Annotated in this window: 14 protein-coding genes; 4 read left to right on the forward strand and 10 right to left on the reverse strand. The window is 70.6% G+C overall.

The window, feature by feature from the left end; all coding sequences use genetic code 11:
- Window positions 1–45: 45 nt before the first annotated feature.
- The 3 genes from hemC to NYZ98_RS09655 are packed head-to-tail and all read right to left on the reverse strand — an operon-like array spanning window position 46 to window position 3,010.
- On the reverse strand, window positions 46–984 hold the full coding sequence (gene hemC / locus NYZ98_RS09645) for a hydroxymethylbilane synthase (protein WP_262842233.1): 939 nt from the start codon (window positions 982–984) through the stop codon (window positions 46–48).
- On the reverse strand, window positions 981–2,318 hold the full coding sequence (locus NYZ98_RS09650; protein ID WP_262842234.1) for a glutamyl-tRNA reductase: 1,338 nt from the start codon (window positions 2,316–2,318) through the stop codon (window positions 981–983). The genes hemC and NYZ98_RS09650 overlap by 4 nt, the downstream gene beginning before the upstream one ends.
- The gene (locus tag NYZ98_RS09655; protein WP_380707391.1) at window positions 2,315–3,010 is read right to left on the reverse strand and encodes a redox-sensing transcriptional repressor Rex; all 696 of its coding nucleotides are present in this window, start codon (window positions 3,008–3,010) and stop codon (window positions 2,315–2,317) included. Before NYZ98_RS09655 ends, NYZ98_RS09650 begins: the two co-directional genes overlap by 4 nt.
- A 244-nt stretch (window positions 3,011–3,254) precedes the next feature.
- Between NYZ98_RS09655 and NYZ98_RS09660 the strand changes: the two genes are divergently transcribed.
- Window positions 3,255–3,503, forward strand: a complete 249-nt coding sequence (locus tag NYZ98_RS09660) for a glutaredoxin family protein (protein ID WP_262842236.1) — start codon at window positions 3,255–3,257, stop codon at window positions 3,501–3,503.
- 58 nt (window positions 3,504–3,561) lie between these two features.
- Here the strand turns inward: NYZ98_RS09660 and NYZ98_RS09665 are convergent, their stop codons facing one another.
- Window positions 3,562–5,295, reverse strand: coding sequence for an antibiotic biosynthesis monooxygenase (locus NYZ98_RS09665; protein WP_262842237.1), 1,734 nt, complete (start codon window positions 5,293–5,295; stop codon window positions 3,562–3,564).
- A gap of 230 nt (window positions 5,296–5,525) precedes the next feature.
- On the opposite strand from NYZ98_RS09665, the gene NYZ98_RS09670 reads away from it, so the two are divergent.
- From NYZ98_RS09670 to NYZ98_RS09680, 3 genes are all read left to right on the forward strand, one after another.
- Entirely contained in the window at window positions 5,526–6,125 is a 600-nt protein-coding gene (locus NYZ98_RS09670) for a sigma-70 family RNA polymerase sigma factor (protein ID WP_262842238.1), read from the forward strand.
- A 119-nt stretch (window positions 6,126–6,244) separates the two neighbouring features.
- On the forward strand, window positions 6,245–6,934 hold the full coding sequence (locus tag NYZ98_RS09675; protein WP_262842239.1) for a DUF5667 domain-containing protein: 690 nt from the start codon (window positions 6,245–6,247) through the stop codon (window positions 6,932–6,934).
- Window positions 6,935–7,063: 129 nt separating this feature from the next.
- The gene (locus tag NYZ98_RS09680) at window positions 7,064–7,930 is read left to right on the forward strand and encodes an HAD family hydrolase (RefSeq protein ID WP_262842240.1); all 867 of its coding nucleotides are present in this window, start codon (window positions 7,064–7,066) and stop codon (window positions 7,928–7,930) included.
- 51 nt (window positions 7,931–7,981) lie between these two features.
- Here NYZ98_RS09680 and NYZ98_RS09685 read toward each other — a convergent pair whose 3' ends face one another.
- From NYZ98_RS09685 to NYZ98_RS09710, 6 genes are all read right to left on the reverse strand, one after another.
- On the reverse strand, window positions 7,982–8,881 hold the full coding sequence (locus tag NYZ98_RS09685; RefSeq protein WP_380707351.1) for a lysophospholipid acyltransferase family protein: 900 nt from the start codon (window positions 8,879–8,881) through the stop codon (window positions 7,982–7,984).
- Window positions 8,882–8,934: 53 nt separating this feature from the next.
- Window positions 8,935–9,975: an NAD-dependent epimerase/dehydratase family protein gene (locus NYZ98_RS09690; protein ID WP_262842241.1), complete on the reverse strand. Its 1,041-nt coding sequence runs from the start codon at window positions 9,973–9,975 to the stop codon at window positions 8,935–8,937.
- Between the two features lie 106 nt (window positions 9,976–10,081).
- Window positions 10,082–10,180 (reverse strand): 30S ribosomal protein bS22, encoded by a 99-nt coding sequence (locus NYZ98_RS09695; RefSeq protein WP_018654693.1) that lies wholly within the window; start codon window positions 10,178–10,180, stop codon window positions 10,082–10,084.
- A 342-nt stretch (window positions 10,181–10,522) separates the two neighbouring features.
- A complete protein-coding gene (locus tag NYZ98_RS09700) occupies window positions 10,523–10,726 on the reverse strand; it encodes a helix-turn-helix domain-containing protein (RefSeq protein WP_030456159.1) in 204 nt (67 codons plus the stop codon).
- Between the two features lie 320 nt (window positions 10,727–11,046).
- On the reverse strand, window positions 11,047–11,844 hold the full coding sequence (locus NYZ98_RS09705; RefSeq protein WP_262842242.1) for a phosphatase: 798 nt from the start codon (window positions 11,842–11,844) through the stop codon (window positions 11,047–11,049).
- Window positions 11,845–11,930: 86 nt separating this feature from the next.
- Window positions 11,931–13,094: an acetoin utilization protein AcuC gene (locus tag NYZ98_RS09710; protein ID WP_262842243.1), complete on the reverse strand. Its 1,164-nt coding sequence runs from the start codon at window positions 13,092–13,094 to the stop codon at window positions 11,931–11,933.
- Window positions 13,095–13,285: the final 191 nt, after the last annotated feature.

The following is a 13,285-nucleotide window of genomic DNA, read 5'->3' on the forward strand; positions in this document are numbered from 1 at the left end:
GCGTCGTGACGGTCTCGTCGGTCTTGCTGGTCTGGCTACCGGAGCTCAATGGGTCCGCTCCCCCATCAACGTGCCGGCTCCCTCGGCGATCATGGCGGTCGCGAGTTCGCGGCCGAGCTCCATGGCGGCGAAGGGATCACCGGCGGTGGACTTGCGCACCGACCGCGTGCCATCGAAGGCGACCACGGCGGCGGTCAGGCTGAGAATGTGCCCGTCATCGGTCGCGTACGCGCCGACGGGCGCGCTGCAACCGGCTTCCAGCGTGGCGAGCACGGCGCGCTCGGCGGTCACCGCGGTACGGGTGCGCGGGTCGTCGAGCAGGCCGAGCAGGTCGATCAGGTCGGCGTCGCCGGCCCGGCACTCGACGGCGAGCGCCCCCTGGCCGGGGGCGGGAAGCATGTCGGCGACGTCGAAGAACTGGGAGATCTCGGCCGCGCGGCCGATGCGCCCGAGCCCGGCGGCGGCCAGCACGACGGCCCGCAGCTCACCGGAGGCGACCTTGCCGATGCGGGTGTCGGCGTTGCCGCGGATCGGGACGTACTCGAGGTCGGGGCGCAGCGCGCGCAACTGGGCCACGCGGCGCGGCGAGCCGGTGCCCACCAGGCCGCCGGGCGCGAGGTCGGCCAGCTTCTCCGCGCCGACGAGCGCGTCCCTCGGGTCGTCGCGCGGCGGGATCGCGGCCAGGACCACGCGCGGGTCGGGCTTGGTCGGCAGGTCCTTCAGCGAGTGGACCGCGAAGTCGATCTCGCCCTCGATCAGCTTGTCGCGCAGCGCGCTGACGAACACGCCGGTGCCGCCGAGCTGGGCGAGCTGGGCCTTGGTGACGTCGCCGAAGGTCGTCACGCCGACGAGCTCGACCGTGCGGCCGGTCAGCGCGGCCAGCCGGTCGGCGACCTGCCCGGACTGGGTGGTCGCCATCAGGCTCCGCCGCGTGCCGAGCCGGAGGACGCCCCGCGCCGTGGCCGGTCCCAGGCTCTGGGTCATGCCTCCTCCTCGCCGGCTCGACGGGTCACATCGGTCTCCACGGCCACGTCGGCTCTGGTCACTGCCTCGGGCACCTTCGGGTTCAGGTCGAACAGTTCGCGCAGCGCCTCAGCATAATGATCGCCCGCCGGGGACGCCGCGAACCGCTTGACACGCACAGTCGGCTCGTGGAGCAGCTTGTCCACGACCCGGCGGACGGTCTGGGCGATCTCGCCCTTGAGCCGCCCGTCGATCTCGGGCACGCGGGTGACCAGGCGCCCGAGCTCGGCCTCGACCACGCCGGCGGCCTTGGCTCGCAGGGCCACCACGGTCGGCGTGACCTTGGCGGCACGCTCGGCCCGGAGATACTCGCACACCTCGGCCGCCACGATGGACCGGACCGCGACGACGTCGTCGGACCCCCCGTCGCCCTGCGCGCCGAGCCCGGCCTCCTGCATCGACTCCAGGTCGACCAGCGTGACGTTCGGAAGTGTGCGCACGCCCGGGTCCACGTCGTGCGGGAGCGCGAGGTCGAGCAGGAACAGCGGTCTGTCGCGCTCCGCCCGTGCCACCATTTCGGTGCCGATGACCACGCTACCCGCTCCCGTACAGGAGATGACCAGGTCGGCGCCGGCGAGCTCGCGGTGGACGTCGGCCAGTTCGACGGCGCGCCCGCCGACGGACTGGGCCAGCCGCGCGGCGCGCTCGAAGGTGCGGTTGGCGACCACGATGTCGGTGATCCCGGCCCTGCCGAGGGTGGCGGCGGACAGCGCGCTCATCGAGCCCGCGCCCACCACCAGCGCGCGCTTGCCCTTGATCGGGCCGAGGACCCGCTCGGCGAGGGTCAGCCCCACCCCGACGAGGGAGGCGCCCGCCCGGTCGATGCCCGTCTCGGTGTGGGCGCGCTTGCCGACGCGCAGCGCCTGCTGGGCCAGCTCGTTGAGCGTGGTGCCCGCGGTGCCCTGCTCCTGGGCCAGCCGCAGCGACTGGCGTACCTGGCCGAGGATCTGGCCCTCGCCGACCACCATGGAGTCGAGGCCGCAGACCATCGAGAAGAGGTGCTCGACGACCCGGTCCTCGTAGTGGACGTAAAGGTGGCGGGTGAGCTGCTCGTGCGGGACGCCGGTGTGGGTGCCGAGCAGGTCGGTCACCGCGGTCACGCCGCCGTGGAACCGGTCCACCTCGGCGTAGACCTCGACGCGGTTGCACGTGGAGACGATCATCACCTCGGACACGTGCGCGTCAGCGCGGATGTCGTGCAGAAGCTTGACCAGCGCGTCTCCGGTCACGGCGACGCGTTCGAGCAGCGCCACGGGTGCCGTCCGATGGCTGAGGCCGACCGCGAGAAGGCTCATGCGTCCATCACCTCGGCCCAGTCTCCAGCCATCATCGGACTCCCTGTGTCACGATCCGCTTTGCGCTGCTCATGGAACGCAAGAATCTGCAGTTCGGTCGATAGATCGACCTTGCGGACATCGACCCCGTCGGGCACCGTCAGCACAACGGGGGCAAAGTTCAAGATACTCGTGATCCCGGCGGCGATGACCCGGTCGGCCACCTGCTGGGCCGCCGCGCCCGGTGTCGCGATCACCACGATGGAGACCCCCCGGTCCTCGATCACGCTTTCCAGCGCGTCTATGTGGTCCACGGCCATCCCGACCAGCCGCTCGCCCACGACGGACCTGTCGGCGTCGAACAACGCGGCCACCCGGAACCCCCGGGAGACGAACCCGCCGTAGTTGGCGAGGGCGCGCCCGAGGTTGCCGACCCCCACTATGGCCACGGCCCAGTCCTGGGTCAGGCCAAGCTCCCTGGAGATCTGGTAGATCAGGTACTGCACGTCGTAGCCGACGCCGCGGGTGCCGTAGGACCCGAGATGGGACAGGTCCTTGCGGAGCTTCGCCGAGTTCACCCCCGCCGCGACCGCCAGGTCCTCGGAGCTGACGGTGGCGGTCCCCCGCTCCGCTAGCCCGTTCAGCGCGCGCAGGTAGAGCGGCAGCCGCGCGACCGTCGCATCGGGGATGCCACGTTCGCGCGCTTGAGACATGCGGCGGATCACTTTGGCCGGAACTCCAGGGGACGGGCGGCCGGTGCGCCCCGGCCGCGCTCGCGGTTGTGACGGATGTCGAGGAGAGGGCGCAGGCATTCAGGTTAGTACCTTTGTGAAGCTATGCACAAAGTGCGAGCGCGGCCTCTCGGGTCACCACTTTCCCAGGTAGGGGTGACGGTCCGGGATCCGGCCCTCCCGCTGTGATCCACGACACGCCGGGAGGGGCCGTTAGGCTGGGCGCATGGCTCCGCGAGACCACACGATCACGCTCCTCGGCAAGCCCGGCTGCCACCTGTGCGACGACGCCAGGGCCGTCATCCGGCGGGTCGCCGCCGAACTCGGGGTCAGCTGGGAGGAGCGCGACATCACCGCCTCCGAGGAGGACCAGCGGGCCTACGGGGAGATGATCCCCGTCACGCTGGTCGACGGCGTCCAGCACGACTTCTGGCGCGTGGACGAGACCCGCCTCCGCACCGCCCTCACCGCCTGACCCGTCCCGCCGGCCCGCCCGGCTCACCCGTTCGCGCGGGTCCGTTCTGGACGGCGGGTCAGACGTGGAAGGCCGTGGGCAGGGGGACCACCTTGGCGGCGTTCACGTTGAGCTCTATGACGTTGGCCGCCAGCACATGCGCGACCCGCTCGCGGGAGAACCGCTCCATGTGGGGCTGGCGCTGGTGCTCGGTGAAGGCCACCTCGTCGCGGTACAGCTCGTAGACGATGCGCTGGAGCGGCGCCGACTTCACGGCGTGGCAGATGAAGATCAGTGTGTCGGGCTCGCTGCGGCGCACGGCCTCGACCGTCTCCTCCGCCAGGCGGTCGAACGCCTCGCCCATCCCGTCCATCAGCGTGAAGACGGTGAGCAGGCCGTAGATGCTCGGCGACGGCCGCACCGGGCCGGCCGAGGCGAGCGGCATGTCGGTCCTGCGGACGGCGGACCCCTCGGGGTGCCCGAAGGGCGGCTTGATCTCGTTGCCGGGGAACAGCGCGCCGGTGGCGGGCATGGAGTACTCCGGCGGCTGCCCAGGGGCGCGGTGTGACCCGTTCTGACCGGCATGACCGGCCATGCCCGCGTCCAGCGGCCCCGGCCGTCCGTACTGGCCCTGGTCTCCGGGCATCGGGTTCCGGCCCTGCTGGGCCCAGCCACCGCTCTGGCCCGGCATGCCGGGCATGTTGGAGCCGAGCGCCAGCCCCTGCCCGGTCACGGGGCCGCCGGGCAGGCCCTGCCCCGGCAGGGGGCCGCCGGGCATTCCCTGCCCTGGCATCCCCTGCCCTGGCATCCCCTGCCCTGGCATTCCCTGGCCCGGCCTGCCCTGGCCGGCCAGGGGGTCGCCGGAACCGTCCGGTCCGATGAACTCGCCGGTCCTCGGGCCGCCGAAGGCGCCGGACGGCTGCATGCGCGCGGCGAAGTCAACGTCCCCCTGGTCCCCGGCGCGGTACTCCGCCACCAGGTCGCCGAGACCGGAGCGGCGCGGCGGGGGCGGCATCGCCGACGAGACGGTGGTGACCGGCAGGGGGCCGGACGGGAAGCCGGAGTCGGGATCGGCCGCCCTGCGGACGGGCGGGCGCTCGTCGTCCCAGTCGTCGTCGTCGGCGCCGTCCCGCTCCTCGTCGTACGGCGCGAGCGGGCGCGCGACGGCGTACCAGACGGCCCCCACCATGAGCGTGATCACCAGCGCCGCGAAGACGCCGGGGATCGCGAAGCGCACGGCGCCCACCAGGGCGAGTCCCGTGGGCGCCAGGACCACGCCCGCGTGCATGTTGTCGGCGTCGACGTCGTCGCCGCCGCGCCAGCGGAAGACCGCGAGGATCAGGCAGCCGATCAGGATCAGGTAGGTGAGGCCGTGGGCGGCGTTCAGCAGGGACGTCGGGATGATGGTCCAGTGGGTGTCGCCCAGCGGCAGCGTCTTGCCGAACTTCTCGGGTTCGCTGATGGGGTCCAGGACCATGATCACGACGGTGACCAGCGTGAAGGCGATGCCGAGCAGCCAGGAGGCGAACCTGGCGGCCGCCTTTTCGGCGATCATCTGGATCATGCCGATGGCGAGCCAGAACGGGGCCAGGAACGCGCCGGTGATCTGGTAGATCCGGAAGGTCGTGGGCCCGAATCCCATGAGATGGCCGATGGCCACGGCGCCCAGCGCGAGGCAGAGTGCCGAGGTGGTGATGGTCCAGGCGATCAGCCAGCCGCTCCGTTCATCCCGGAGACGTCCGACCAGGATGCCAGTGGTGATGGCGGCGAACAGTGCACCGGCGAAGGCGGTGACGGCAACGAGGACTTCCATGATGCCCCCAACTCTGCCGGACATTACCTCCAAACCGGTAGCCGATGCCCGAAGTGCCTCATCACTGCTGTTACGCGTGGTAGTTACTGAGGCAAAGTGGATTGTGTAATTTCCCGATGATTTCTAGAGTGTTCGAGCACGCACGCGCCCTTCCCTTTCCTCCCCAGGGATACCGGATGTCGAACTCATGGTCGGTCGCCGGGCTTTCCCCTCCAGGATCGGCCGACACTGTGAACCCCACGCGCGCCGCCGCTGACCAGCGCGAGCGCCTCTCCCCGGAGATCGACGAGCTCCGGCGGGTGGTCCTCCGCGCCAAAACCGGCGACGCCGACGCCTTCGCGGCGCTGTACGACCGCTATGTGGATCTTGTGTACCGCTATGTCTACTTCCGGGTCGGCTGTCACGCCCTCGCGGAGGACCTCACCAGCGAGACGTTCCTGCGGGCCCTTCGGCGCATCGCCGACTTCACCTGGCAGGGCAGGGACTTCGGCGCGTGGCTGGTGACGATCGCCAGGAACCTGGTGACCGACCACTTCAAGTCCGCGCGCCACCGCATGGAGGTCCCCACCGCCGAGGTACTCGACGTCCCGCTGGACGGGCCGCACATCCCGGAGAACGCCGTGGTCACGACCATGGTGAACGAGCGGATCCTGCGCGCCGTACGCGATCTCGGCCCCGAGCAGCAGGAATGCGTGGTCCTGCGCTTCCTGCACGGGATGTCGCTGGCCGAGACGGCACTGATCATGGGCAAGAAGAGCGGCGCGATCAAGGCACTGCAGTTCCGCGCGATCCGCGCCCTGGCCAGGGCCCTGCCGCAGGACCTCGGCTGATTCGGGGTGGCGCTCGGGAGGGGCCCGATTGAGGCGGGCGGCCGTAACCTGGAGGGTCCCCGCGTCGTTGGACGGGTAGCACCTATGGATCATCGGAGTGGGCGCGGCAGGGAGCTTTCATGAACAAGTGGGGGCCTTCGCGGTGGCTGCCCAGGTTCTGGGCCGCCATCACGCGGCGCAAGCCCCACACCCATTTCGTGGCCCGCCTGAACGAGATCGGCGGCGAGCCCGGCAACGGCCCGCGCCCCGACTTCCGCACCCGCCTGCGCGGTGAGCTGCTGGCCGCCCGCGCCGCCGGCGCCGATCCCGGCCCCGAGGCGACCGGGCGCAGGCGTCGTCCGCCCTTCCTGATGCGCCTGCGGCCAGGGGTGCTCATCGTGGTCGTGACGGGCCTGCTGCTGGTCGCCTGCGTCGGCGCCTACGCCTCGGTCCCCGGCGACCGCCTGTACCCGATCAAGCGCGCCGCGGAGGCCACCCTGCTCAGCCTCACCACCGACGACGCGGAGCGCGCCCAGCGGGAGCTGAACGCCGCGCACTCCCGCGCGACCGAGGCGGCGGCCTTGCTCGGCTACCCCGACTCCCGCCGCGCCCAGCTGATCGGGCCGACGCTGGACGAGATGGCCTCCACGACCCGCTCGGCCCTGTCCGCGCTCGGCCACGTCAAGCGCCAGGGCAGGCACGCGCCCGCGTTGAAGCGCTTCACCGACGAGCAGCGCGACGTCGTGGAGCCCATGATCCCCCAGCTCGGCGGCGACGACCGCATGAAGGCCAGCGCCTACCTGGACATGATCGACGACCTGACCCCGTGACCTGGCGGCCCCCACCGGGGCCTTCTCCGACGGCACCCCGGGCCACCCGGAACGGTGGGCCAGATGTCACGCCACGCTAACGCCGCGTACATCGGCCACATCCCCCGCCCCCCGTTAAGCTGAGGGGCTATGAGGCGGTTACTGCGACGGCGCACCGAGGCGGAGATGGCCGGGGAGGTCGCGGCCGCGGCCGCCATCACCTCGCCGGTCGCCGAGCCCGACCCGACCGCCGCGGCCTTCTTCGACGTCGACAACACGATGATGCGCGGCGCCTCGATCTACCACTTCGCCCGGGGCCTCGCCTCCCGCGGCCTGTTCACCACCAAGGACCTGGTGAGGTTCGCCCTCGGCCAGGCGGTGTTCCGCGTCCGAGGCAACGAGAACCCCGAGCACATCGCCCAGGCCAAGGAGACGGCGCTCGCCTTCGTCGTCGGGCTGAAGGTCGACGACATCGTCCGCCTCGGCGAGGAGATCTACGACGAGGTGATGGCCGAACGCATCTGGGCCGGCACCCGCGCGCTCGCCCAGAGCCACCTCGACGCCGGGCAGCGGGTGTGGCTGGTCACGGCCACGCCGGTCGAGCTGTCCCGGGTGATCGCCCAGCGCCTCGGCCTGACCGGCGCCCTCGGCACGGTCGCTGAGACCGAGAACGGCGTGTACACCGGGCGGCTGGTGGGCGACCTGCTGCACGGCCCGGCCAAGGCCGAGGCGGTGAAGGCGCTGGCCCGCCGCGAGGGCCTGGACCTGTCGCGCTGCACGGCCTACAGCGACTCGGCCAACGACCTGCCCCTGCTGCAACTCGTGGGCCACCCCTGCGCGATCAACCCCGACAGCGAGCTCATGGAGTACTCCAGGGAGCACGACTGGACGGTCAAGGACTTCCGCACCGGCCGCAAGGCCACGATGGCCGGTCTCCCCATCGCCGCCGCCGCGGGCGCCGTCGCCGGTGGCATAGCCGCGGCCATCGCCCTCAGGAAGCACTACCGCTCCGCCTGACCCCCCGTTCAGCGCCCGGCGAGGCGCTCTCAGACTCGGAAGAAGGCGGTCTCAGAAGAACGGCGGGAAGGCGTGGCCCCGCTGGAGGCGGAGCCGGTTGAGCTGCTGCTGGACGAGCTCGCGTACCTGGTCGGTGAGGTTGAAGACCAGCATCGGGTCGTCGGCCTCCTCGGGGTCGAACTCGTCGGTGCGCACGGGCTCACCGAACTGGATCATCCACTTGGACGGCAGCGGGAGCAGGCCAAGCGGCCCGAGCCACGGGAACAGCGGAGTGATCGGGACGTACGGCAGGCCGAACAGCCGGGCGATCGACCGGAGGTTCCCGATCTTGGGGTAGATCTCCTCGGCGCCGACGATCGAGCACGGGATGATCGGCACCTGCGCGCGGATCGCCGAGGCCACGAAGCCGCCACGGCCGAAGCGCTGCAGTTTGTAGCGCTCGGCGAACGGCTTGCCCACGCCCTTGAAGCCCTCGGGGAACACCCCCACCAGCTCGCCCTTGCGCATCAGCCGGTCGGCGTCCTCAGGGCAGGCGAGGGTGTGGCCCGACTTGCGGGAAAGATGGCCGAGCACCGGAAGCTGGTAGACCAGGTCGGCGCCGAGCAGGCGCAGCGGGCGGTGCGCGGGGTGGTCGTCGTGCAGCGCCACCTGGAGCATGAGGGCGTCGACCGGGACGGTGCCGGAGTGGTTGGCGACGACCAGCGCCCCCGCCTCGTCCGGCACGTTCTCAAGGCCGAGGGTCTCGACGCGGAACCAGTGGCGGTACAGGGGGCGGATCAGTTCGAGCAGCACCTTGTCGTTGAGCTCGGGGTCGAACCCGAACTCGTCGACCTCGTACTCGCCCGCGACGCGCCGGCGCAGGAAGGCCAGCAGGTCGGCCAGACGGTCCTCCACGTCGGCCTTGCCGGCCCCGCCTGCGGAGCGGCGGCGCGCGGCCGTGATGGGGATCACCTGGGCGGTCCCTGGCTCCTGCTCACCGAAGTCATGCGATGTGTCTGTGTGCTTCACCGTTTCATGCCCCCACCCCACACTGTCGCCAACCAGTCGATCACAGTGAGTGGCATACCACCAAACAAGCCACGCGACTGGAGGAAATCATCGAACGCGGCGGCGGTGGTGAGTTTGGGACGCCAGTCGAGCTCCTCCACCAGCCGTGCGGAGTCGACGGCGCGCCCGTAGCTCATCAGGGCGATCTGTTCGGGGGAGAAGTCGACCCGGCCGACCCCGCGGGCGAGGTCGCCGATGACGCGGAACGCGGTCGAGGGCACCGGGACCGTCGGGCGGCCGCTGCGGCGCACGCACTGCGACAGCAGCATGACGCCGTCGCCCGCCACGTTGAAGATGCCGGGGTGGTCCTCCACGGCGAAGCGCCGCAGCACCTCCACGCCGTCGTCCTCGTGGACGAACTGCAGGCGGGGGTCGAACCCGAGCACGGTCGGCAGCACCGGCTGGGCGAAGTAGCGGGTGAGGGGCGAGTCGACGCCCGGCCCCATGAAGTTCGCGAAGCGAAGGGCCGAGACGGACACATCAGGGCGCCGCCGCGCGAAGCCGCGCACGTACGCCTCGACTTCGGTGGCGTCCTTGGCGTAACCGGAGTTCGCCACCTCGATCGGCTCGGCGTCCTCGGTGAAGACCGCCGGGTCGTGCGAGGACGAGCCGTACACGGCGGTCGTGGAGCGCACCACGACCTTGCGCACCGTCGCGGACCGCTGGCAGGCGGCCAGCAGCTGCATGGTGCCGATGACGTTGTGCTCTTTCATGTACGTACGGCCCGCGCTCTTCGAGGGAGCGCTGACCAGGCTCATGTGCACGACGGTGTCGATGTCGGCGGCCGCGATGACCTGCGCGATGTCCGGGCTGCGCAGATCAACCCGGACGAACTCCATACGGCCGAGCGCGACGCCGCCGCCGCCTCGCGTGAGCGAGGACGGCGGCACGGTGTCCACTCCGATGACCCGGTCGATGTCCGGGTCCGCCGCGAGGACGCCCGCCACCCGGGCACCGATGTGCCGGGAGACCCCGGTGACGAGCACGGTGTGGGTCATCGGCGCCTCGCAGAATCACGTATGTGGGTCGCGCTTGCTCGGCTGCTCACCGGGGTTCGTGATCCCTCACCCCCGGTCCGCCGCTCTGCGTCGTCGGTCCGCGCTACTACTTCTTGTTACGCCGCTGGATGCGGGTCTTCTTCAGAAGCTTGCGGTGCTTCTTCTTCGCCATGCGCTTACGACGCTTCTTGATCACAGAGCCCACGGGACCCCCAGGTAAAGGTAGTTTTTGGCAAATCGGCGTGTACCCTCCGGCGAGTCAGCGCGCCGGCCCAGGCCCCGGGACGCACCGTTGCCACGGCACACTCCGAACCCTGCGCGGCGCCTCGCAAGAAGCACACCGATTCAACAGCCTACCGGCGATTCGCGGTCGATCGCCCCCCGGGGGGAACCCGCGTGGCCCGCCGAGGGGTCGCGCCCCACGACCGGCCACGACGCGAGCGGTCGCCCACCCACCCCGTTCCCGGACTGGTCCGCACCCCTGGCAAACCATGCGCTCATCGTCAGGCGGTATCCACAGAGACCGGTGATGTCGCTACTGGTCCAGTCAACCCGCTTCGATGAACGCATCCCTCAGGTAGTCGTGCACCGCTTGCTCAGGCACCCTGAAGGACCGCCCGACCCGGATGGCCGGTAATTCCCCTGAGTGGACGAGCCGGTACACCGTCATCTTGGACACCCGCATGACGGTGGCCACTTCTGCCACCGTCAGGAACTTCACCTCGCTGAGAGGTCTTTCGCCTGCACCCATCGGACGCCTCTTCCGCACGTGTTTCCGGGTTATCCCCACTGGTGCCATTGCTCACGCACGTGTACTGCTGTCAGCGTAGAACGCGTCTCCGATCGCGCAACCCCCCATTCCATCAGTCAGTGGAGACGCCTGCCACCAGAACGGGGAAAATCGCTGGCCAGCAGCCAAGCCGAGCCCTGATCCCGATCTTGTGAACGGTCTAACCGTGTCCCATTAGAGTCGCTCAGGATCATAAAAAAGTTGGCAAACGGTCGACGTCCGGCATCGAATGCGCGCGCGAAACACGGGTTAAGGTGAGACCGGATTAGCCTCAGGGCACATCACAGGCCACTCTCGACCCGGGAGATCAGATAACGGTTCATCGGATCGTAGTGACGCGGTAGCACATTGTCATCAAGAGGGACGGTAACGGCGATCTTGCCCTCCGCCTCTCCGACGAACAGCCCGGGGTCGTTGCTGTCGGCGAACCCGACCGTCTGGACCCCCGCCTCGCCCGCCGCGCCGGCCCAGCCGTGGTCGGCGATCACCAGATCCGGCAGCTGCCCCGCCAATTCCGCGATCATCGCCTGCATCGGCGCCGGGTCGTGGGTGTGCACCAGGCCGCCGCCGTCGTCGAGCATCGCCACGTCGTCCAGGTAGCGGATCCGGCGCTTGCGGCCGAGCCCCCCGCTGGCGAACGCCCGCTGCTCCCCCGGGGCCAGGAGCGTGCCACCACGGGCCCGTACGAGCCGGGCCAGGGCGAGGTGCGTGGTCAGCAGCCCGGTGGGGTGCCCGGTGGCGATCAGGATCCTCGGGGAGGGGCGCCCGAGCGCGGCGGCGATGACGTCGCCCATCGCGTCCAGGGCGTCGATGGTCCGCTCGGGGTCGATCGTGTCCTGCCCGTAACGGTGCTCGGCGTCGGCGACCACCCCGGCGGACTTGGCCATCAGCGCGAGGATGTCGCGGTAGGTCCAGTCGCCCTCCATGGTGAGGCCGAACATGTAGTGCGGGTCGCGTACGGCCAGTGAGCGGTAGTGGTCCAGGTTGTTCTCCCGGCTGGTGGCCACATCCCCGGCGATCTTCGTCCGGACCAGGTGGTCCCTCAGCTCGTCCCGCGAGAGAGCAGTCGCGGTCTCCATCGTTCACTCCGTCCACTTGGCGGGTTGTGCGACCTTCGTGCAACCGTCAAGGCACTACGCGCCGGCGGCCGCCATGCCTGGCGGGGTCAGGGCTGCGGATCAAGCCCGTGAAAGGGGAAGATCGCCTTCCGCGTCGCCATGATCGCTCGGTCTATAGCGTCCCCGGGGTCGTAACCTCCGGAGAAATCAGTGAATTCCGGGCTGCGGCCGTCGGTCATCGTCAGCGGCGGGATCTCGCCCGTCCGGGCGTGGGCGAACTCGCGCCAGGCCTGCGGCGTCGGCGTCCCCGGCTTGATCGGGTCGCCCGCCGCCTCGGCCATCAGGTGACTCCACGCGCGCGGCACCACCTGGACGAGCTCGTAGCCGCCCCCGCCGGTCGCCAGCCACCTGCCGCCCGCCGTCTCGTGCGCCAGCGCGTGCAGCGCGGCGTACGACCGGCGCTGCCCGTCCAGGCTCAGCATCATGTGCGCCAGCGGGTCCAGGGCGTGGCTGTCGCATCCGTGCTGGGTCACCAGCACCTCGGGCCGGAACTCCCTGAGCAGCGGCGGGACCACGGCGTGGAACGCCCGCAGCCACCCCTCGTCCCCGCAGCCGGCCGGCAGCGCCACATTGACGGCCGTGCCCTCCACGCCGGTCTCGCTCGGGTAGCCGGTGCCGGGGAAGAGCGTACGCGGGCTCTCGTGCAGGCTGATCGTCAGCACCCGCGGGTCGTCGTAGAAGATCGCCTGGACGCCGTCGCCGTGGTGGACGTCCACGTCGACGTAGGCGACGCGGCGCGCGCCCTGGGAGAGCATCCACGCGATGGCCATGGCCGGGTCGTTGTACACGCAGAAGCCGCTGGCCCTGTTCGGCATCGCGTGGTGCAGGCCGCCTGCGACGTTCAGCCCGTGCTCGGCCTCGCCGGTCCACACCGCGCGGGCGGCGGCGAGCGTGGCGCCCGCGACCAGGGCGGACGCCTCGTGCACCCCGGCGAAGGCCGGGTTGTCGGTCGTGCCGAGGCCGCAGGACAGATCGGGCATGCCGTCGGCGGAGACGCGCCTGACCGCGGCGATGTAGTCGCGCTCGTGCACCAGGGACAGCTCGTCGTCGGTGGCCGGGGCGCATCCGGACCGCTCGACCTTGTCCAGCACGCCCAGCTCGCGGGCCAGCGCCATCGTGAGCTCGACCCTGACGGGGGCGAGCGGATGCCCGGGCCCGAAGTCGTAGGAGACCAGCGCGTCATCCCAGACAACCCGTACGGACCGGCTCACGCCATCTCCTCGCCCACGACGGACCGGTCACGGCCGGGCTCAGGCCGGCGGCCGTGATGAGGGCGCGGGATCACCTTCTCACCGCGCGCACTCATGAAAACGACCGTACCGCACCCATTGTGATCATCCACCGACGACCTTCCCCCCAAAACAACAAACCCCCATCCCCCACCAAACCCCAGGACCCGAGA

Origin of the sequence: Sphaerisporangium corydalis, assembly GCF_025506355.1 — a bacterium.
In the GTDB taxonomy this organism is placed as follows: domain Bacteria; phylum Actinomycetota; class Actinomycetes; order Streptosporangiales; family Streptosporangiaceae; genus Sphaerisporangium; species Sphaerisporangium corydalis.